Annotated in this window: 19 protein-coding genes and 1 pseudogene; 11 read left to right on the top strand and 9 right to left on the bottom strand. The window is 54.8% G+C overall.

All coding sequences use genetic code 11. The features are described 5' to 3' along the window. Positions 1-86: 86 nt before the first annotated feature. From HW561_RS12795 to HW561_RS12785, 3 genes are read left to right on the top strand one after another with little or no spacing between them, the layout of a single operon-like run. A complete protein-coding gene (locus tag HW561_RS12795) occupies positions 87-2,003 on the top strand; it encodes an alkyl/aryl-sulfatase (protein WP_176865336.1) in 1,917 nt (638 codons plus the stop codon). Beyond that, positions 2,000-3,184 carry an iron-containing alcohol dehydrogenase gene (locus tag HW561_RS12790; RefSeq protein WP_176865334.1) on the top strand — a complete coding sequence of 395 codons (1,185 nt, stop codon included), beginning with the start codon at positions 2,000-2,002 and terminating at the stop codon, positions 3,182-3,184. The genes HW561_RS12795 and HW561_RS12790 overlap by 4 nt, the downstream gene beginning before the upstream one ends. A 23-nt stretch (positions 3,185-3,207) precedes the next feature. Continuing rightward, positions 3,208-4,791, top strand: a complete 1,584-nt coding sequence (locus HW561_RS12785) for an ABC transporter substrate-binding protein (protein ID WP_176865332.1) — start codon at positions 3,208-3,210, stop codon at positions 4,789-4,791. 403 nt (positions 4,792-5,194) lie between these two features. Here the strand turns inward: HW561_RS12785 and HW561_RS12780 are convergent, their stop codons facing one another. The 4 genes from HW561_RS12780 to HW561_RS12765 all read right to left on the bottom strand — a co-directional run bounded on the left by HW561_RS12780 (position 5,195) and on the right by HW561_RS12765 (position 8,523). After that, positions 5,195-6,532: an ABC transporter substrate-binding protein gene (locus HW561_RS12780; protein ID WP_328803281.1), complete on the bottom strand. Its 1,338-nt coding sequence runs from the start codon at positions 6,530-6,532 to the stop codon at positions 5,195-5,197. Positions 6,533-6,631: 99 nt separating this feature from the next. After that, positions 6,632-7,153, bottom strand: coding sequence for a hypothetical protein (locus HW561_RS12775; protein WP_176865330.1), 522 nt, complete (start codon positions 7,151-7,153; stop codon positions 6,632-6,634). Positions 7,154-7,858: 705 nt separating this feature from the next. Then, the gene (locus HW561_RS12770) at positions 7,859-8,212 is read right to left on the bottom strand and encodes a hypothetical protein (RefSeq protein ID WP_176865328.1); all 354 of its coding nucleotides are present in this window, start codon (positions 8,210-8,212) and stop codon (positions 7,859-7,861) included. A gap of 59 nt (positions 8,213-8,271) precedes the next feature. Then, the gene (locus tag HW561_RS12765; protein ID WP_176865326.1) at positions 8,272-8,523 is read right to left on the bottom strand and encodes a hypothetical protein; all 252 of its coding nucleotides are present in this window, start codon (positions 8,521-8,523) and stop codon (positions 8,272-8,274) included. 345 nt (positions 8,524-8,868) lie between these two features. Between HW561_RS12765 and HW561_RS12760 the strand changes: the two genes are divergently transcribed. Beyond that, positions 8,869-9,285: a hypothetical protein gene (locus HW561_RS12760; RefSeq protein ID WP_176865324.1), complete on the top strand. Its 417-nt coding sequence runs from the start codon at positions 8,869-8,871 to the stop codon at positions 9,283-9,285. 172 nt (positions 9,286-9,457) lie between these two features. After that, positions 9,458-9,658, top strand: coding sequence for a hypothetical protein (locus HW561_RS12755; RefSeq protein WP_113789405.1), 201 nt, complete (start codon positions 9,458-9,460; stop codon positions 9,656-9,658). Positions 9,659-9,712: 54 nt separating this feature from the next. On the opposite strand, the gene HW561_RS12750 is transcribed toward HW561_RS12755, so the two are convergent. Further along, positions 9,713-10,444, bottom strand: a complete 732-nt coding sequence (locus HW561_RS12750) for a Crp/Fnr family transcriptional regulator (protein ID WP_176865322.1) — start codon at positions 10,442-10,444, stop codon at positions 9,713-9,715. Positions 10,445-10,599: 155 nt separating this feature from the next. Between HW561_RS12750 and HW561_RS12745 the strand changes: the two genes are divergently transcribed. Beyond that, positions 10,600-10,836 carry a hypothetical protein gene (locus tag HW561_RS12745; RefSeq protein ID WP_176865321.1) on the top strand — a complete coding sequence of 79 codons (237 nt, stop codon included), beginning with the start codon at positions 10,600-10,602 and terminating at the stop codon, positions 10,834-10,836. 88 nt (positions 10,837-10,924) lie between these two features. Beyond that, a complete protein-coding gene (locus HW561_RS12740) occupies positions 10,925-11,203 on the top strand; it encodes a fatty acid desaturase family protein (RefSeq protein WP_176865319.1) in 279 nt (92 codons plus the stop codon). A gap of 209 nt (positions 11,204-11,412) precedes the next feature. Here HW561_RS12740 and HW561_RS24135 read toward each other — a convergent pair whose 3' ends face one another. From HW561_RS24135 to HW561_RS24295, 3 genes are all read right to left on the bottom strand, one after another. Then, a complete protein-coding gene (locus HW561_RS24135; protein ID WP_268952749.1) occupies positions 11,413-11,544 on the bottom strand; it encodes a hypothetical protein in 132 nt (43 codons plus the stop codon). Between the two features lie 98 nt (positions 11,545-11,642). Then, the gene (gene groL / locus HW561_RS12735) at positions 11,643-13,265 is read right to left on the bottom strand and encodes a chaperonin GroEL (protein WP_176865317.1); all 1,623 of its coding nucleotides are present in this window, start codon (positions 13,263-13,265) and stop codon (positions 11,643-11,645) included. A gap of 752 nt (positions 13,266-14,017) precedes the next feature. Further along, entirely contained in the window at positions 14,018-14,401 is a 384-nt protein-coding gene (locus HW561_RS24295; RefSeq protein ID WP_176865316.1) for a DDE-type integrase/transposase/recombinase, read from the bottom strand. Positions 14,402-14,664: 263 nt separating this feature from the next. Between HW561_RS24295 and HW561_RS12725 the strand changes: the two genes are divergently transcribed. After that, positions 14,665-15,921, top strand: a complete 1,257-nt coding sequence (locus HW561_RS12725) for a class I SAM-dependent methyltransferase (protein ID WP_456239026.1) — start codon at positions 14,665-14,667, stop codon at positions 15,919-15,921. A 318-nt stretch (positions 15,922-16,239) separates the two neighbouring features. Then, a pseudogene (locus tag HW561_RS23935) lies at positions 16,240-16,520 on the top strand (IS110 family transposase); the annotation flags it as partial. Positions 16,521-16,594: 74 nt separating this feature from the next. Here HW561_RS23935 and HW561_RS12720 read toward each other — a convergent pair. After that, positions 16,595-17,260: an IS6 family transposase gene (locus tag HW561_RS12720; protein WP_176865314.1), complete on the bottom strand. Its 666-nt coding sequence runs from the start codon at positions 17,258-17,260 to the stop codon at positions 16,595-16,597. Between the two features lie 88 nt (positions 17,261-17,348). On the opposite strand from HW561_RS12720, the gene HW561_RS12715 reads away from it, so the two are divergent. Together HW561_RS12715 and HW561_RS12710 are read left to right on the top strand one after the other, a co-directional pair. After that, on the top strand, positions 17,349-18,398 hold the full coding sequence (locus tag HW561_RS12715; RefSeq protein ID WP_176865312.1) for an amidohydrolase: 1,050 nt from the start codon (positions 17,349-17,351) through the stop codon (positions 18,396-18,398). Then, on the top strand, positions 18,391-18,582 hold the full coding sequence (locus tag HW561_RS12710) for a hypothetical protein (RefSeq protein WP_176865310.1): 192 nt from the start codon (positions 18,391-18,393) through the stop codon (positions 18,580-18,582). The genes HW561_RS12715 and HW561_RS12710 overlap by 8 nt, the downstream gene beginning before the upstream one ends. Positions 18,583-18,632: the final 50 nt, after the last annotated feature.

Here is an 18,632-nt window from a genome sequence, read left to right as displayed (position 1 = left end):
ATACTGCGGTCATGCTGGGGCTGACAACGGTTGAGGTACAAGTTTTCGGAATACTCGATCCTCGACCCGGTAAGGAATGAACGAGAATGTGCAAACACCACCCCCTGCATCCTTTGACACAACGCGCCCACAAGGCCGCCTGTTGCGATCCGACATTTGATTGGGCGGACAGGCAGGATTTTGAGGCAGCATCTCGCGGTTTGATCCACCGTCCTGATGACGAAGGTATTCACGCGGCCGACGGAACCCTGATCTGGCACCATGCGAAGTTTGAGGAGTTCCTGCATGGTGATGCGCCCGAAACAGTGCATCCATCACTTTGGCGCCATGCGCTCCTGAACAATTACCGGGGAATTTTCAGGGTCACCGATGGGGTCTATCAGGTGCGCGGGGAATCGCTGGCAAATGTGACCTTTGTTGAGAGCGCCAGCGGTTATATCGTGATTGATCCGCTCACTACAGTCGAGGCTGCGGCCTATGCACTGGACCTGCTGTACACCCATGTGGGCAAGCGCCCGATTGTGGCGGTGATCTATTCGCATTCCCATTCGGATCACTTTGGTGGCGTCAAGGGCATGGTCAGCGAAGAAGATGTGCGTGCAGGCAAGGTGCGGATCATCGCCTCGGAAGGGTTTGCCGATTGGGTGTTGCGCGAACAGGGGCTGGCATCCGAAGGGATGCCCTCGCGCAACGATTACATGTACGGCGAACGCCTTTCGATCGGGTCGCATGGTCTGGTCGATACTGGGCTGGGCCAGATGTGCGAGGGCGGTCAGGTCAGCTTTATCCCGCCCACCGAAGAGATCGGCAAAGACGGCGGCAAGCTGGTCATTGACGGGATCGAGGTGGAGTGCATGTTTGCCCCCGGCGAAGCGCCCAGCGGGATGCATTGTTATTTCCCCGCGTCGCGTGTGCTGCATGTGGCCGACAGCTGTTACATGTGCCTGCACAATGTTTATACAATCCGCGGTGCCTTTCCGCGCGATGCGATGCAATGGGCCGAGTCCATCGCCCGCTCCATGGCCTATTCGGATACCGAATTTCTGATCGGGGGTCATAACTGGCCCACCTTCGGGCAGGAAGAGATCCGCGAATTTCTGGGCCAGCAGCGTGATGGCATCCGTTTCATGCATGATCAGACGTTGCGGATGATGAACCATGGCTATGTTCCATCGGAAATCGCCGATGCAATCCAATTTCCCCCATCGCTAGAGCGGCTTTGGCATTTGCGGGGATATTACGGATCGCTCAAGCACAACGTGCAGGGGATCTATGCCTATTATCTGGGCTGGTACGATGGCAACCCGGCCAATCTGGATCGCTTGCCACCCCGCGATATGGCGCGGCGGACGCTGGACTACATGGGCGGGGTCGCGACGGTGCTTGAGCGCGCCAAGGCGGATTATGAAGCGGGTGAATTCCGCTGGGTTGCCCATATTCTGGATCAGGTGATCTGGGCCGAACCGGACAACAGGCGCGCGCGTGATCTGGCCGCGGCGACACACACGCAACTGGGCTATGCGGCGGAAAATGCCACCTGGCGTAACGCCTATCTAAGTGCTGCGCTGGAGCTGCGCGAGGGTGTGCCGGAAAGTCGCATCAACCAACGCCTGCCGCGTGATGTCTTGGCAAGCATGGATCCGGTCATGCTGCTGAATGCCCTCAGCATCCGGTTGAATGCCAGTAAGGCAAAGGATGACCTGTTCACCATCAACTGGACGGTTGAGGACACGGGCGAGACCTGCTTTTCAGAGCTAGGTAACGCGGTGCTGAAATCCCTTGAGGGCCGCGCGGATCAGGCTGACCTGTCCCTGACCCTGCCCCGCGATGCCTTGTCCGGGTTTGCATTGATGCAGGTTTCAGCCAGCGACACCCTTGGTGCGGCGTCTCTTGTCAGCGGCGATGAGACCATTCTGTCGCGGCTGTCGGCCCTGCTTGATGACTTTCCGGCGGCCTTTCCCATTGCAACCCATGACCTGAAATTCGGGGAGGAGACACTGTGAATTTGCTTGCCCCACAAGACTGGACCTTTCCAGTTCCCATTGCCTATGGTCCTGGCCGCCTGATGGAAATCGCTGAGTTCTGCAAATCCGCAAATATGACCAGTCCGCTGATTATCACGGATAAGGGCAGCGCCGACCTGCCCTTTGTCGCGGACCTGCGGAAATACCTGAAACAAGGCGGGCTGCGCGCGGGTCTGTATTTCGATATCTCGCCCAACCCCCGCGACGATGAAATCGCCGCCGGGCGCGCGCAATACCGTAATAACGGCCATGACGGGATCATCGCGCTTGGCGGTGGAAGCGGCATGGATGGAGCCAAGGCGGTATGCCTTGTGGCGAATAACGAGATCAACCTCTGGGAATTCGATCTGGACAAGAGCCCGCCCAACATGACCGGGCACCCCTCTTTCCCGCCGCTGATCTGTATCCCGACCACGGCCGGCACCGGTGCGGAAACCGAAAGCACCGCCATGATCACTCAAACAGCCCGCAAAATGAAGCTGTGTGTCTGGCACCCTGATCTGAAACCTTCGTTGGCCCTGTTGGATCCGGAACTGACGCTGGGGCTGCCTCCGCATCTAACCGCCTGGACAGGCGCCGATGCCATGGTCCACGCGATCGAGGCCTATTGCGTGCCAATGTTCCACCCGCTGTGCGATGGCGCGGCCCTTGAATCGCTGCGGCTGGCCTATCGCTGGCTGCCCATCGCCGTGGCCGAACCCGAAAACACCGAGGCGCGCGGTGCCATGCTTGTCGCCTCTTGTCTGGGCGGCATTGCGTTCCTCAAGGGGTTGGGGCTGGTGCATGCGATTTCGCACATGGTGGGGGCCGAATACAACACCCAGCACGGGTTGACCAACGCCATTATCCTGCCTGCCGCGCTGTCCTTCAACGCACCGGACATTCAGGACAAGATCAAACCCATGGCCCAGGCTATGGGGCTGGAGGACACATCCTTTGACGCGTTCCACAGCGCCATTTGCGAACTTCTGGATCAATTGGGCATCCCGACCCGGCTGACTGAAATAGATGTGCCGACCGACAAAACCGGAGTTATCGCCGCCAGAGCCAGGCTCGACATTGCTGCGACAACCAATCCACGCCCCCTGACTGAAGAGGATATCGAGGAGGTTTTGCACCGCGCACTGACAACGGGCAGGCCTTCCGAGCGGGCAATCTGATCAGACAATGAGGAGGAAAAGACATGAACGAACTGAAATATCTGGCAACACGTGCGGCGAAGGGCATTCTTAACCGCCGCGACTTTCTTGGCCGCTCGGCTGCGTTGGGCTGCAGCGCCGCTTTTGCAAACACAATGCTGGCAACAGCCGTTCACGCTACCGGCCCCCAAAAGGGCGGTCATCTGATCATGGGGCTTGGCGGCGGTGAGACGACAAACACACTCGACCCCGCCACGGCCCTCAGCCAGGTGCCGTTCAGCATTTTGGCCCAGTTGGGGGAAACCCTTGTGCGTGTGGCACCCGATGGCTCGCTTGACATGCGGATCGCCGAGGAATTCAGCGCATCGGCAGACGCAACAGTCTGGCAGTTCAAAATCCGCCGGGGGCTGGAGTTTCACAACGGTCATGCCCTGACAGCCGACGATGTTCTCAAGACAATGCAGCGCCATGCGACCGAGGCAACCGGATCTGGGGCCTTTTCCCTGATGCAGGGCATTTCGTCGATGCGCGCGGATGGCGATGTTTTTGAAGTCACGCTTTCCTCGGCAAACTATGATCTGCCCTATCTCATGTCCAACCGCTTGCTGGTCATTCAGCCTGGCGGCGGCATGGGTAACCCGGCTTCCGGGATCGGATCTGGACCGTATCGCATCACCGTCGAGGAACCGGGCATCCGGTATCAGTTTGAGCGGTTCGAGAATTACTGGGACGATGGGATCGGCCATTTCGACAGTACTGAAATCATCGTGATCAACGATCTGACCGCGCGCATTTCTGCACTGCAGTCCGGCCAGGTTCACATGGTCAATAATATCGCCCCCAAAATCGCCGATCTTCTTGGCCGCGCGCCCAACGTAACCATTCAACAGACGCCTGGGCGCGGCCAGAACGTGTTCTCGATGCATGTCGATGCAGCGCCCTTTGACAACAATGAACTGAGGTTGGCCCTGAAACATGCCATCAACCGTGAGGAGCTGGTCGAGAAGATTCTGTTCGGTTATGGGTCCGTGGGCAACGATATTCCCGTCAACCCCGCCTATCCGCTGTTTGACGAGACAATTCCGGCCCGCGCGTTTGACCTCGACAAAGCTGCGGAACATTACAAGGCGTCCGGTCATGATGGCAGCCCGATCATCCTGCATGTCTCGGACAACGCTTTTGCCGGGGCCGTCGATGCAGCTCAACTGTTTCAGCAATCGGCTCAGAAAGCGGGCATTCCGCTGGAGGTTCAGCGCGAACCCAATGATGGTTACTGGTCCGAGGTATGGGACAACAAGCCGTTCTTTGCTTCTTACTGGGCGGGGCAGCCAACCCAGGATCTGATCTATTCGCTAGCCTTCCAGTCCGAAGCCGGCTGGAACGAAACCAACTTCAACAATACGCGTTTCGACGAACTGCTCGTGGCGGCCCGTGGCGAGGCAGATCAGGCCAAGCGTAAAGAGATGTATCGCGAGATGGCCATGCTGGTGCGCGATGAAGGCGGCCTCATCATGCCGATGTTCAACAATTTCATCGACGCCCATAACGACAAGATCGCCGGTTGGGAGATGAACCCGAACGCGGACATGATGAACGACCAGGCGGCCATCAAATGCTGGATGGCCTGATCCTTTTGATTTGACCAAAGGTAAGGCCGATCTCAAACCCGGCCTTGCCAATCGAGGCAATCTCTGACCTGACGCTTTCGTTTAGATAGGCCAGAAGCCTATGGCCGCAATGCCCGACAATAGCGTCATTCATGAGTTGTGCGGCATTCGGTACTAATGGGATGTCCGCTATCCATCGTGGAAAGTTTTTCTGGAGGTACTTGCAACAAAAAACGAGCGCGGCGCAGGCGTGCCGGGTTGCGATATTGAGCTCAGAGCCCAGGTAACAAATGCTGCAAGTTGCGCGAGTGTCTGAGCCAGGAGACGTGATGGTCGACGTAAGCCCATGCGCGGAAGTGATCGGGGCGCAAAACCTGCGACCCGGTCTGCGGTCTTCAATACCTGAGCTTGGGGCTGATGCGTTCTATTGTTCCAGCCAGACATTGTCAAAGCGGGCTTCGAACTGTTGGTGCCGCTCATAGCCTTTCAGCGCTGGCACATGGTGCAGATACTGGCTTTGCCAGAACGGCTGAATGATGACGCCACTGTCTCGCAGGATGTTTTGCAGTTCTGCCATCAGAGGCTGGCGTTTTTCCGGATCAGCAATGCCGACGGCCTCTTCCAACTTGCCATCGAAATCTTCATTGCTGAAGCCGGACTCGTTCCAGGGTTCACCGGATTTGTATGCCAGACCATAGATCTGGACACCCAACGGACGGGCCCCCCAGTTGGTGGTTGAAAACGGATATTTTGTCCAATCGTTCCAGAAGGTCGATCCCGGAATGATCTTTCGCTTCACATTAAAACCTGCATCCCGCAACTGGGCCGCGATTGCATCTGTGGTTGTTTGCCGCCAGTCGCCATCCAACGAGATCAGCTCAAACTCCGTATCGGCGTGGCCTGCGGCGTCCCGCATTTCCTTGGCCTTGGACGGGTTGAACTCGGGATTTCCAATCTCCGCATATTCCGGGTGAAATGGCGCACAATGATGGTTCTCTGCAACAACGCCGGTGCCGTTGATGCCAAGTTCCAGCACAACTTCATTGTCCACTGCCATTTGAATGGCGCGCCGAACATCGATGTTGTCATACGGGGCGCTGTCGGCGCGCATGCGGGCAACGATGGTGTTGGCGGTCGCCTTTTCCTTCCGCTCCAGGCCAAGCCCGTCCAGAACTTCGACAAAATCAGCCGATGTATTGTCGTTGACATGAATTTCACCGGCGTCGAACGCTGCGACGATCGTCGACGGATCGGTCCCAAAATCGAGGAATTCAATCCCTTCGAGATGGGCCTGTCCGCCCCACCATCCGCTTTCACGCCGCTTGAACACAGCCTTTTCCCCAACCACGTGGGACACTAATTCGAACGGTCCCGTGCCGATGGGTGTATCCACGATACTGCCCGAGAAACTTGGGTGGACCAACAGCGCGGGATGATCAGCCATAGCCGCGATCAGCGTAATATCGGGGCGGGGCAGATTAAGGCGCACGGTGTACTCATCAACTTTCTCGATGGCACCTGTGCCCGCCCTTTGCGTTTCTTCGTCGATAAGGCTGGCAAAACGGGATGCCATTGCGTTGCCTTCGGCGGACTTGTCACACCAGCGTTCGATGTTGAAGACAACATCATCGGCAGTGAACGGGTCGCCGTTGTTCCAGATCGCGTCGTGTCGCAGGTTTAGCGTATAGGTTTTAGCATCATCGCTGACCTCCCAGCTTTCCAACAATACACCGCCAAAGCTGTAGTCGAGTTCCCAGCGCACCAGAGGCTCAAGGAACTGGCGGGTCCGAGACGATGAATTCCTTCTTCTTTTGCATCAGTTCCTCGCGTTTCGTTGATTCAGGCATTCGCTTCTTCAACTTCATTCGGGTATAGGCGAAGTGGACTGTTGGCATGGCATCCCTTCATTTTCGGGGTTCTGAATTTCAGAGCTGTCCTGCGAAAAAACTTGCGGGGTATCGTCTTTGGGACTTTGGTCAACGAGATCGATATTCTCCCGCGTTGTCCGCGATCCCGAGTAAAGATGGCGCAATTGGGCCTCGGATACCCCGTCGGCCTGCATCACAAGCTGCACCATTGGGTCTGCCAGCATTTCTTCCAGAAAAACATCAGACAGCTCTCTTCCTGAAAGCTTGTCCTTCGCGCGGGCATTGTCGAGATCAATCAATGAAACGGTTAGGCTCCGGGTTAATCCCGGATGGGAAATGCGTGGATGCAGGTGGACAACAACCGAGGCCTTCCAAGCTTCAGGGTCTTGGTGATCCGGAGGCGAGGCGAGTTCGGTCTCGATTTCATACTCGCCGGCGGGGAGCGTTTCTGCGAAACCGGGCACTGTGAATGGCCAGTCGAAAACTGCGATGGTCTTGCTGAATTGGTCATCCATTGCGGTGGTCCTTTCGATTAAGGGCCAGGTAGGGCTCGCCAGCCGGCTCCGGCGCGACTCTCGGGATTTTTCGAGATTGGCTGAACCGGCCTTTGCCGCCCTGATTGTCGGTTTCCTTATTCAACGGTTCAGCAGGACGGCAGACCTAATAGCCAGGTCATTGAAAGACTTGATCCCAATCGATTTCGGATTTTCCACTGAGACCTCGGTGCGTCGGTCAGACCCAAAAATTCGCACGTAGCCTATCAGTATATGGGGTTTGAAGGGCCGATTTACTACGGCGCGTTGCCAAGCAAATCAACACATGTGGCTCGGTATCGGACCACGGAGCGCTATTTGAGAAGTTACAACAACTTCAAATTTAGGCAGGCTTCGCGATCCCCGTTAGTTTTGGCAAGTTTTCCTTGCATAATCGAATTCTCGCGACATCGGCGCATTTGTTTCCCCAATAAGAGCGCTGTAGTTCATGCCTATTTTCATTTCGGACCTGACGGGCCCGGTTGGTTTGGCTGAGCCGGTGTGATCGCTTGTTGCGCTGCGATAGATTGTACCTGAGGGAAATTTCAGACTGCTTGCATCGATATTCCGCTTTCTAACATCAAGGGTCGAACAGGTTCCATGGTCGCTTTCCAGTTGCAATCTAAACATCCCACTGACCGTAGCAAACCAGTGTGAATTGACGAGGGCGGCATTAACGCAATCATACTAAGATGCATCAAGGTTCAGTCCTTCAATGCACGCTTTGGCGAGATCGCGGTTCGGGGAATCGGAACCAGGCATGGTCGCCCAACCCGCATCCATCACGGCGTCGCGTCGCTTGTACGACGTGGCAGCCTGGATCGTCGCGAGCTTTGCTAAACGCTGATTATCCGTGCGGGACATGTCGTGACAAATTGGCACGAGCGCTGCGATCACCTGGTCCCGCGCCATTTCGCTTGCCAACTTGTTCGCGCTTCCGCCGGTCATCCAGCCGCCCCAAGAAAATCCAACAACGCCGACAAACACCGCGCCGAGCAGCGCGCCATACATACCGGGTTTCAGCCATTCAGGATTGGTCATATCAAGTCCTCCAGCGGAGAAAGCGCCGCTTCGCTATGTTGAATTGTTTCACAACGGGCCTAGTCGCAGGCAATGGCGTGCTCCAGATCCTTTTGTGTTGTCATGTGCATCGTTGTTTGACCGACATGACTCCCTCGCCCCCTGACCATCAGGTAGGTCACGGTACGTCGGTAAGCCTCAAAGCTGACGCCTTGCAGCAACTCCTCCTCGAAGAGAATTTCATACGCGCCAGCCGGAAACACGATGTCGCTGTTTCCCAACCTGAAGGCATTGGTGAACGTCACCTTTGACCTGATCGAACGCGTGAGCATCCCATGCCTCCGTTGAATTGATCGCTGGTTTTCCGGTACCGACCATGGTCGGCCGCATCAGTCTAGATGCCCCGTCAAGTCACAGCACTTAGGACTATATTATTTCCAACCCACGGGCTTTATGCTGATCGAAGTTAGCACCCATCAGGTTCTTTACTGTCAGGATGTGAGCAACAGCCTCACCCCCTACAACCGGGGCTTGAAGGTGGCGCATCCAGGCAGATGCAAGTCTGTGCGCCTTGCAGCAATCGAGCAATATTGAATGCGGTATCCAACGCGTTGGTCGGTATCTTTGTCCCAACGATTTTTGTCGAGCGCCGCTCCCCCAGCCCGAAAGGAAAAATCATGTCTGTATCAGATGTTCTTCGCCCGGATGGCTCCGACTACGACCCTTTCCTGCTTGCAGAAGTGGGTGAAGACAAAACCGGTGCAACAGTCACGGTTTTGTCAGCCCTTGCGCGTCTCGGGCTCGAGCCTTGGACCGAGGCTCGTGAGCTTACACTTCTGGGCCGAGATGCAGCGCATGCCCGGCTGAAAGCACATCTTTCAACAGTCAGAGATGTACCCACGCTTGATCATGCGAGCGGCAGTGTGGCGACAAAGTTGGTGGCCTTGTTACCTGAGCGCGTGTCGCATCGCGTTTCAAAATTGCCTGAGACAATAAAGTATACCGGCCCCCGGATCCCGATCTATTGGATGCTGATTTCACTCATGGGCGCTCTGATACTTGCGCGGATCTTTTATCTGGCTCAAGCGGGCTAACCTGCGTCAGTACGAAGGCGCTCTGAAACCCGTTAGGTGACATGTGTCCGCTGTGTATTTGGTTGGCATTTTTTTTGAGTACCTGAGGGGCGCGGGGAACATGGAGCTCCCCAAAAGGGCTGTATGAGTCTCGTGCTTCTTATTCTCGGACCGTCCAGGAAAGGACATTCCAATGAATGATGAAGACCAGAGTCAGGAAAACCACACCGTCAAGCACATGGCCTCCGTCAAGGCCGCTTGGGACAAAGCGCCTGAAGGCCCCAAAAAGGCGACGGCATTGAAACACTATCAGGCCGCTGAAAGTGCCCACGAAGCAGAAAATGACGAAGAGGCTCACAAGGAACTCAAGGAAGCCAGTCGGGCGCTGATGTAACGTCACGCGTTGGAGATGTAAGCAGGATCGTCCAAAACCAGATTGTGGACCCAATCAGGCCAGAATCGGCCGCTTCTGATCCAGATACGCTGGATCGAAATCCGCCAGTTTAACCAGACCCTCATAGTTATTGAACGTCACAAACCCATCCCGAAATGTAACCAACTCGTCCTCCCTGAGTTTGCGCAGGACGCGGTTGACGTGAATGGCGCTCAATCCCAGTGCATCGGCAAGATGGTACTGTGTGAGCGGGCAGGCATAGCCTTTCTTGCTGCCCATCCCCACAAGCGACAGCCTGACTCCAAGTTCCAGTAGGAAATGTGCCATGCGCGCATCCGCATCACGCCGCCCAAGCCCGACAAGATGTTCGACAACCATCGCTTCGTCGCGTGACACGGCCCATAAAATTGCAGTGGCCAGCCGAGGTGTCTCTGCGAAGGCTTGCAAAAGATCGCTCACCAGAACCTCGGCGGCTTCGATATCAACAATCGGCTCAATGCCATGGTCTGACGTGTGCAACAAAACGCTGCGCAGCCCAAGGAAATCCCCTGGAATCTGGAAATCGACGATTTGGCGTGATCCGTCAGGCTGAAGCTTATATGAAACAACCCAGCCAGCGGCGAGGATATAGGCAGCCTGTTCCGATTGTCCCTGATGAACAAGATCTCGGCCAGCCTCAAAGGTTCTCCTCCGCTGGTGCAATTGTTCCAAAACGGCCAGTTCCGCCTCTGCCAAGGCAACAAATGCCGAGAGTTTCTGTGTTAGCGGGCTGGTGTTGGTGTTCATCGTTGGATTTCCCCGAGCCTGCAAAGACTCTACGAAGAATTTGGTATTGAGGCTACTTTCGATCAGTCCAAAATACCAAAACTCATGTGACAATAGAAAAACCATCACCACCTCGCCTGGTCGCGAATCCAATGACCTTAAAAGGAATGACCCCAATGTCAGACCACCAAGATCCCGCAGGCATGGCTGCACTCTCGATCTGCGAGGCTCTTCTACTTGCCTTAAACGATCTCAATCTTCTTCAGGAACGTGAGATCGTCGGGGTTTTGCGCGATGCTGCTGTGACCCACGAGTGTGCCAATGGTTCGGAATTAGAGCAAGAAACCCATTCGGCAGTCGCCAAATTGATCAATAAGATTATTGTCAGCGGTAACTTCTCGCGCCGATCTTAGATCACGCGGCCGGGTACTTGGACGTCCTGTTGTTCCTGTTTCTTCCGACGATGCTCCTCGCTGCAATTGCTGGCATGTGGTCTTTTACGTGCAGCACCAGTTCGAGGAAACCAGTTGGCAGCGGGAAATTGATCGGAGCATTCAGGATGCGGCGCTTGAAGGCAGTTCACACTATGCACTGCCCGGAATGCTGCGCTGGATCACCGGGAATATCGGAGTTCACCATGTTCATAATCTGGCCAACCGTATCCCGTTCTATCGTCTTCCCGAGGTCCTTCGAGGTCATGACGTCCTTGCCAACACCCGGCGCAACACTCTCCGCGATAGCTTGCGCTTCACAAGCCTCGCGCTCTGGGACGAATCCTAACGCATCGTTATAGTGAGTTATGAATCAATCCGGGCATAGATCAGAAACTTCGGAAACCAAATTGCGAAGCATGCCAAAGCGGCGCTCCAATGGCCTTCGGACACCATGGGCCGGAGTTGCGGCTATTACCCATGTCTCCATCCCTTCCTGACGACGCGAATCCTGCACGCTCCGCCTTAGTTGCAATCTTCGTCTTGCGACTATGAAAATTACTTTTTCTTACTCCCTATCTTGACCGGCTTCTGACCCTTTGAGAAATCGGCCGTCGCCACGATTTTTTCCTTTGCTTTCTTTGGCTTTTTAACCTCGCGGTTGCCGCGCCTCTTGTCACCTTTTGACATCTGAGTTCCTTTCAGGTTGGTTTCTCTCAATACGTTTGCATGTTACAGATCGACCGACTGCATTGAGGTGGTCCCGTAGTTGGGTCAAAAGACCTGCGTCACGCCCTCAAGGGTCCCAAATCTGATGCAGTTCCAGACCTGTAGGGTTTTTGTGCGACCATCGCCTCGGTTGTGATCAGAAGGCTTGCAATCGACGCCGCATCTTCCAGAGCAACCCGGACAACTTTGGTGGGGTCAATGATCCCCGCTGTCAGCATGTCGACATAAGTTTCCGTTTGAGCGTCGAACCCGAAGGATGGGTTTTCGCTTTCGATGATCTTTGCCGCGACGACCGATCCGTCCACGCCGGCATTTTCGACAATCTGACGCAGCGGTGCCTGGATTGATCGCCGGACGATCCTGATGCCGGCATCCTGGTCGGAGTTGGCACCTTCAAGGGTCGCAAGCGCTTTGTCTGAATGGAGCAGCGCAACACCACCGCCTGGAACAACACCTTCCTGAACCGCCGCGCGAGTGGCGTTCAACGCGTCGTCAACCCGATCTTTGCGTTCCGTTACCTCAATCTCCGTGGCCCCTCCGACCCGGATGATGGCGACCCCGCCTGTCAGTTTAGCAAGACGACTCTGCAGCTTTTCCCGTTCGTAGCCGGTCGTCGTATCTTCGATTTGGGAGCGAATCTGGGCGACCCGTGAAGTGATTGCTGATTTGTCGCCCGCGCCATCAATGACGGTCGTATCGTCCTTGGAGACGACGACTTTCTTTGCGGCACCGAGCATGTCCAGCGTGACGGTTTCAAGTTTGGTCCCCAAATCGGTCGAGATCACTTGACCGCCCGTCAGGATCGCGAGATCCTCCAGCATCTCCCTGCGGCTATCCCCAAACCCAGGCGCCTTCACGGCGGCAACTTTCAATCCGCCACGAAGCTTGTTGACCACAAGCATGGCCAGCGCATCGCCCTCCACGTCCTCGGCAACAACCAGAAGCTGCTTTTCGGCTTCCATGACTGCTTCGAGCAACGGCACCATGTCGGCAAGAGACGACAACTTGCTCTCGTGGAACAGGATAACGCAGTCTTCCAGCTCTACGCTCATCTTGACCACATTTGTTATGAAATATGGGCTAAGGTAACCGCGATCGAAATTCATGCCTTCGACCACTTCGGTTTCGGTCTCCAATCCCTTGCTCTCTTCAACCGTGATTACGCCTTCAGTTCCGACCGCAGCCATCGCATGGGCGATCTGACGGCCAATCGCTACATCTCCGTTGGCGGAGATAGCCCCTACCTTCGCAATTTCAGCACTGTCGCCAACCGGTCGGGACAGGTCCTTGATCTTTGCGACGACGACCCGGACGGCTTGTTCAATACCTCGCTTCAGATCCATCGGGTTCATGCCAGCGGCAACGGCCTTCATCCCTTCCTTGACGATCGCCTGAGCCAGAACGGTAGCAGTGGTTGTTCCGTCGCCAGCCTCGTCGTTGGTGCGGGACGCGACTTCCTTCACCATCTGGGCTCCCATGTTTTCAAAGTGATCCGGAAGCTCGAATTCTTTGGCAACAGTAACGCCGTCCTTGGTGATACGCGGGGCACCGTAGGATCTGTCCAAAATGACGTTACGACCTTTGGGACCAAGAGTGATCCTGACAGTGTTCGCCAGCATGTTGATCCCTGTTAGCATTCGGGTGCGCGCATCAGCACTGAATTTGACGTCTTTGGCGGACATGTCGGGAACTCCCTGAGACAAGAATTGGGTGATGGTCTGCAGCGTCGGAAAAGACCGACTGGTCCATGGTCTTTTCGTCTTCGTCGAAAAGGCGACGTCGAGTGAATGGCCTCGAAGCGATCCTTTTTAAGGTTTGCCGAGCAGAACAGCACTGGACGGAGGCGTGCTGATCGGGCGAGTTTCATTCAGGCGGGAGCGGCGGCGGTTTCTTTTTCGGGTCCACTTCAAAGGTCGGGGAGCCAAACCACTACCTCGCGGTGTCACAAACATCGAACCGTGTTTTTGGTGACTATGATCGCGTTAATCAAATCAGCAACGGCCTGATGGCGTTTTGTTTCCAATCCTATTGTTGGAGCGTTTTCGTGAGCCGTCGCCGCGGCGCGTAATACCCTCGTGACATGGCGTTCCGGAAGCAATTTTTTGATTATTAAAGGAGAGCGACGGTGCCTCACTGGTCGAGAGTGCCGCCATTCCTGCAAACTCTGTTGGGTCAGACATCATGGGCGGTTCCTGTTGCGTGAATTCATCAGGACCAAAATTGGGCCCGATGAATTCAACCATCGTTGCAGAATTTTCTGCATGTTGGACTGATTGAAAGCAGCTTCGCGTCGAATTTTCTCATGAAATTTTCGTCGCACTTGGAGTACCCAATAAAAACAAGCGAAAACAGTCCTCTCACTCGAAAACTATCTGCATCCGTCGCTCTTTCGGGTGCTGAACGGTTGTGTTGCAAACTTTTAGAACGGCCAGAGTTAGCGACATGCTGGACACATTTGTCCAGCGATCACAGCAAACAACCGAAAGCCCGAAGTTGTAGCGCTAGAGAACTGCTTCATTCGGATCATATGGACGACTTCGATGCCATCCAGCTTAGCGGACGCGGATGCGAAGGGTTTGAACACACTCATGCGCCGAACACGCTGTATTATGAACTGATGTTCTTGCTCGATCAGGTTATTCAGGAGTTTCGGCTTTATTGTCTGAACTTTAGCCGGGCAACCAATTCGCCTCAGGTTCCTGTTCACTTCTTGAATACCTGCTGCGTAGGCTCCGTTCTTATCGATTACGATTTGCCTGGGCTTCCGATTGACGACAACGCTTTGGCAAAGAACTTGGTTGCTGCGGGACCGTTCCATCGCTCAGGCAGCACGAAATCATGGGTGTTCCCTGCTTTGTCGACAGTTCGATAAAGGCGCAATCAATTGCCGCGAACACGCAATTAAGTCCAGTCCATGCGCCAGGAATTCAGCGCAGGGCGCCTTTTCAATTATGCTCGCGCGGCGATCATCGGCGAGTATTTGAGAACCTACCTATTCAATGTGGCATTATCTACGCGCATGACCGACCGATCTGCGCGCTTAAGCGGACATAACATGCTTCTTCAACTTGTGCGATTGCCATGGAGTGTAGTCTAATCGTGGAAGCATTGGAGGACGTCACATTGTGGGTGTCATTGCTTGACCGCCTTTTGACCAAGATCATACAAGAAGGTGAGCTTGCGGTGACTTGGCCGGATGGGCGTTGCAGCACCTATGGCCGCGGAAAAGGGCCCAGTTCGGCCATAACTCTTCACGACAAAGCGCTTCCGCGCAAATTGGTAATGAACGGCGATCTCGCCTTGGGCGAAGCCTATATGGATGAAACTCTCACAGTTTCGCAAAACGATTTACGCGGCTTTGTTTCGCTAATTGTGCGCAATGCAAACAACTATGGTGGCGGGCGTTACGGCACGTCGGTCACAGGGCTGCGCAAGTCACTTAGACGTATCGCACAGTATAATCCCGTTCATATCGCGCGCAGAAATGTCGAACATCATTATGACCTTTCCGCTGATCTCTATGAACTTTTTCTTGACCAGGACCTTCAATATACCTGCGCCTATTTCTCAGACCCGGGGCAAAGCATCGAAGAGGCACAGGAAGCAAAGAAGGCGCACATAGCCAAGAAGCTCTTAATCGAACCAGGAATGACAGTGATGGATATCGGCTGTGGTTGGGGCGGCATGTCAATTACCTTGGCGCGAGACTATGGAGCGAAGGTGGTTGGTGTGACCTTGTCCAAAGTGCAGTTGGAATATGCAAAAAGCAGAGCCGAAGCGGCAGGTGTCGGGAATATGGTGGAATTCCGCCTGATCGACTATCGGGACGTCAACGAAGAATTTGACCGTATCGTTGTGGTCGGAATGATGGAGCATGTTGGTCGGCCCCAATATCCAACTTTTTTTCGCAAGCTGCGTGAGAATCTGAAACCGGATGGCGTCGCATTGGTGCATACAATCGGTCGATCCACCCCACCCGGTCGAACGTCGCCATGGATTCACAAATACATTTTTCCCGGCGGATATGCACCATCAATGTCCGAAGCCATGAAGGAGATTGAAAAGCAGGACTTGGTGACCACAGATGTTGAAGTCTGGCGCGGGCACTACGCGCGAACGCTTCAATGTTGGCAGGAAAAGTTCGAGGCCAATCTGAAATCGATCCGCGACCTCTACGATGATCGGTTTCTGCGAATGTGGCGATACTATCTGATCGTATCCGAGATGGCCTTTTCGGAACAGGGCTTGGTTGTATTTCAGTTTCAGTTAAGCCGAGGTCAGATGGTTGTGCCTGTAACCAGGGATTATCTGAGCAAAACGTCTAATCACTCGGGTTGACGGTCGTGGGAGTCAGCGGTTCTAAGATACGGCGAAGGAGCCTGTGCGGGCATCGAGAACAATAGAACTTAAAGTGAAGACATCGAGAAAAAAGGGTTCCGCTTTGGGCTTTAGAGCGGTCATCGACAGGCTGTACAACTTCACTTTTTTCAGACAAACCCTGACTGTCGCGCTGCGGCCCTTTCCGGACCTTCACCCACCTTCGGCCATGCTGCAATCGCAGCCAGCATTGCGGATGGGGTGGATGGCTCCTGCTCCACCGGCGTCGCAATGCGCCATAATGCAGTTGTTATCGACTGCTAGGAAAGGAGCCACCCAATGCAGGTTACAACAGTCGGCCTAGATCTGGCCAAGAACATCTTTCAGGTGCATGGGATCACAGCGGACGGAACGTTGCGTTTAAAAAGTCACTCAGGCGTCCACAGCTCTTGCAGTTCTTCGAAGAGCTTGATCCGTGTCTCATCGGTATGGAAGCCTGTGGATCGAGCCACCATTGGGCGCGTCAGTTCCAAAAACTGGGCCATGAAGTTCGGCTAATGCCAGCGATGTATGTGAAAGCCTACGTCAAACGCGGAAAGACTGACGCCATCGATGCAGAAGGCACTGTCGCAAAATTTTTCGGCGGCTGAGTGAGAGTTTACGCTCGGCACAGTTATCCGGCGAGGGCCGTGAATTACTTGAAAGGCGACACACCGTTTTGACTGAGCTGCCCCTTGCGGATCATGTGCGCGACTTCGATCCCAGCCAGTGTTGCGGCTGCTGAATAGAAGGCTTTGAAGCCGAGCATTGGCCGAGTTATCTTCTTGATGAAACGGTGGTCCTGCTCAACAATATTGTTGAGGTATTTGGATTGAACGATGTTGATGATCCGACCAGTTCCCGTGAATTTGAGGCTGGCGTTTAGGCTCTGCAGGCCAGCTAGGTTTGCACCACTTTTGTCGATGGCAATACGCTCCGGAACACCGTTTGTGCCAATCGCTCGTTTGAAAAACCTTCGCGCCGCGGCTGTATCTCGCCGCTCTGACAGCATAAAATCAAGGGTTTGGCCATCCCGATCAACCGCTCGGTACAAATACGTCCACTTTCCCCGAACTTTGATATAAGTCTCGTCCATCCGCCAGGAGATGGCTGTCGGCTTCTTTCTAACCTGAGCACTGGCGGCGATCGCTAGCGAGAATTTCACAACCCAGCGGTTCAGCGTGGCGTGGTCAACTTCAACACCACGTTCGGCCATGATTTCCTCCAAATCCCGGTATGAGACGCCGTAGCGGACGTAGAAAAATACCGCGTACAAAATCACGCTTTTAGGATATTGGTGCCCTTTGAAATCAATCGCCATGGTTAGCTGTTCACCTTCAACTCGGAGGCACGCGTCTAGCACAACAAGACCATGACGCCCATCAGGCAAAACTTTGCGACAGAGCCAGATGGGGATCGAAGTGCACGGAGGCATTGGAAAAACCGGCATCGTCGGCCTTTTGCGCAACGGATCGAGCAATCGTTCGGTTTTGCTGCGTGCAGATATGGACGCGTTACCGATCTGGGAAACGTCTTCGCATGAATACGCCTCGCTCTCCAATGGTGTGATGCATGCCTGTGGTCATGATGGCCATATGTCCATGCTGCTGGGGGCGGCAAAATTCCTTAGCGAAACGCGCCCCTTTGACGGCACTGTCATTTTTCTGTTCCAGCCGGATGAAGAGCAGGGCCGTGGCGCAAAAGCGATGCTGGACGATGGCCTGGTTGCCCGGTTTGAACCCAACGAGGCCTACGCCATTCACAACCTGCCAGCCGAACCCCTGGGGCGATTTTCGACGCGGGTTGGAAATATTTGCGCCAGCGAAAGCTTGTTTGAGATCGAGATCAAGGCGCAGGGCGGCCATGCCGCCATGCCTCACACCGGAGTCGACGCCATAGTGGTCGGGGCAGAATTGGTACAAAGCCTGCAAACGATTGTCGCCCGGAAGCTTGCCCCTGCATCGGGCGCTGTGGTTTCGATCACTGATTTTGTCACGGATGGACGTCGCAACGTTCTACCGGGCCACGCGACGATCACGGGCGATACCAGAACCCGCTCGCCAGAGGACACCCAGAGGATCGAAGCCCTTATGCGTCAGATTGCGGCTGGAGTTGCAGCTGCGCATGATGTTGAAATCAAGGTCAGTTTTCGAACCGAGTTCGACGTGACGATAAATAGTTCTGAACAGGTAGTGGCCGCAGTCCAGGTCGCTTCAGGTCTGGGATGCGAGACAGAACCAAACCGCGCACCAATGTCCTTTTCCGAGGATTTCGGGCGTTTGAGCACGGCAATTCCCGGCTGCTTCATCCTCATGGGCAATGGAACCGAAGGAGCCCACGCCCAGCCCCTTCATGCTTCTGATTATGATTTCAATGATGAGGCTCTGCCAATCGGTGCCGCCTTCTGGGCACGGCTGGTAGCCGAGCGTTTACCACTAAAGGAAACTCCGAATGTTTGAATCATTTACCGCTGCCAATCTCAGTCACACGAGCTTTCAACCCGCAGCAGGTGATGCTCATCTAACAACTTTGTCGCGCGCGGACTTTGAGAACGCCATACAGGAAATAACAAAATGGGATGGCTATGCAGAAACGCCATTGCACGAGCTTAAAGCCCGGCTTTGTCGCAAACTTTTTGCATGATTGCTTGGAGTTCCCCCAACCGACATAATGTACGGGCAAATTTGTGGAGC

Origin of the sequence: Ruegeria haliotis (assembly GCF_013377785.1) — a bacterium.
In the GTDB taxonomy this organism is placed as follows: Bacteria; Pseudomonadota; Alphaproteobacteria; order Rhodobacterales; family Rhodobacteraceae; genus Ruegeria; species Ruegeria haliotis.
This window is presented reverse-complemented; position numbering and strand designations above follow the sequence as displayed.

Coding starts and splice junctions, on each gene's coding strand:
- HW561_RS12785 (WP_176865332.1), top strand. CDS start 3,208: ATGAACGAACTGAAATATCTGGCAACACGTGCGGCGAAGGGCATTCTT.
- HW561_RS12765 (WP_176865326.1), bottom strand. CDS start 8,523: ATGCTCACGCGTTCGATCAGGTCAAAGGTGACGTTCACCAATGCCTTC.
- HW561_RS12760 (WP_176865324.1), top strand. CDS start 8,869: ATGTCTGTATCAGATGTTCTTCGCCCGGATGGCTCCGACTACGACCCT.
- HW561_RS12710 (WP_176865310.1), top strand. CDS start 18,391: ATGTTTGAATCATTTACCGCTGCCAATCTCAGTCACACGAGCTTTCAA.
- HW561_RS12795 (WP_176865336.1), top strand. CDS start 87: ATGTGCAAACACCACCCCCTGCATCCTTTGACACAACGCGCCCACAAG.
- HW561_RS12775 (WP_176865330.1), bottom strand. CDS start 7,153: ATGGATGACCAATTCAGCAAGACCATCGCAGTTTTCGACTGGCCATTC.
- HW561_RS24135 (WP_268952749.1), bottom strand. CDS start 11,544: ATGTCAAAAGGTGACAAGAGGCGCGGCAACCGCGAGGTTAAAAAGCCA.
- HW561_RS12770 (WP_176865328.1), bottom strand. CDS start 8,212: ATGACCAATCCTGAATGGCTGAAACCCGGTATGTATGGCGCGCTGCTC.
- HW561_RS24295 (WP_176865316.1), bottom strand. CDS start 14,401: ATGGAACGGTCCCGCAGCAACCAAGTTCTTTGCCAAAGCGTTGTCGTC.
- HW561_RS12715 (WP_176865312.1), top strand. CDS start 17,349: ATGGGGATCGAAGTGCACGGAGGCATTGGAAAAACCGGCATCGTCGGC.
- HW561_RS12755 (WP_113789405.1), top strand. CDS start 9,458: ATGAATGATGAAGACCAGAGTCAGGAAAACCACACCGTCAAGCACATG.
- HW561_RS12725 (WP_456239026.1), top strand. CDS start 14,665: ATGGAGTGTAGTCTAATCGTGGAAGCATTGGAGGACGTCACATTGTGG.
- HW561_RS12720 (WP_176865314.1), bottom strand. CDS start 17,260: ATGGCGATTGATTTCAAAGGGCACCAATATCCTAAAAGCGTGATTTTG.
- HW561_RS12750 (WP_176865322.1), bottom strand. CDS start 10,444: ATGAACACCAACACCAGCCCGCTAACACAGAAACTCTCGGCATTTGTT.
- groL (WP_176865317.1), bottom strand. CDS start 13,265: ATGTCCGCCAAAGACGTCAAATTCAGTGCTGATGCGCGCACCCGAATG.
- HW561_RS12745 (WP_176865321.1), top strand. CDS start 10,600: ATGTCAGACCACCAAGATCCCGCAGGCATGGCTGCACTCTCGATCTGC.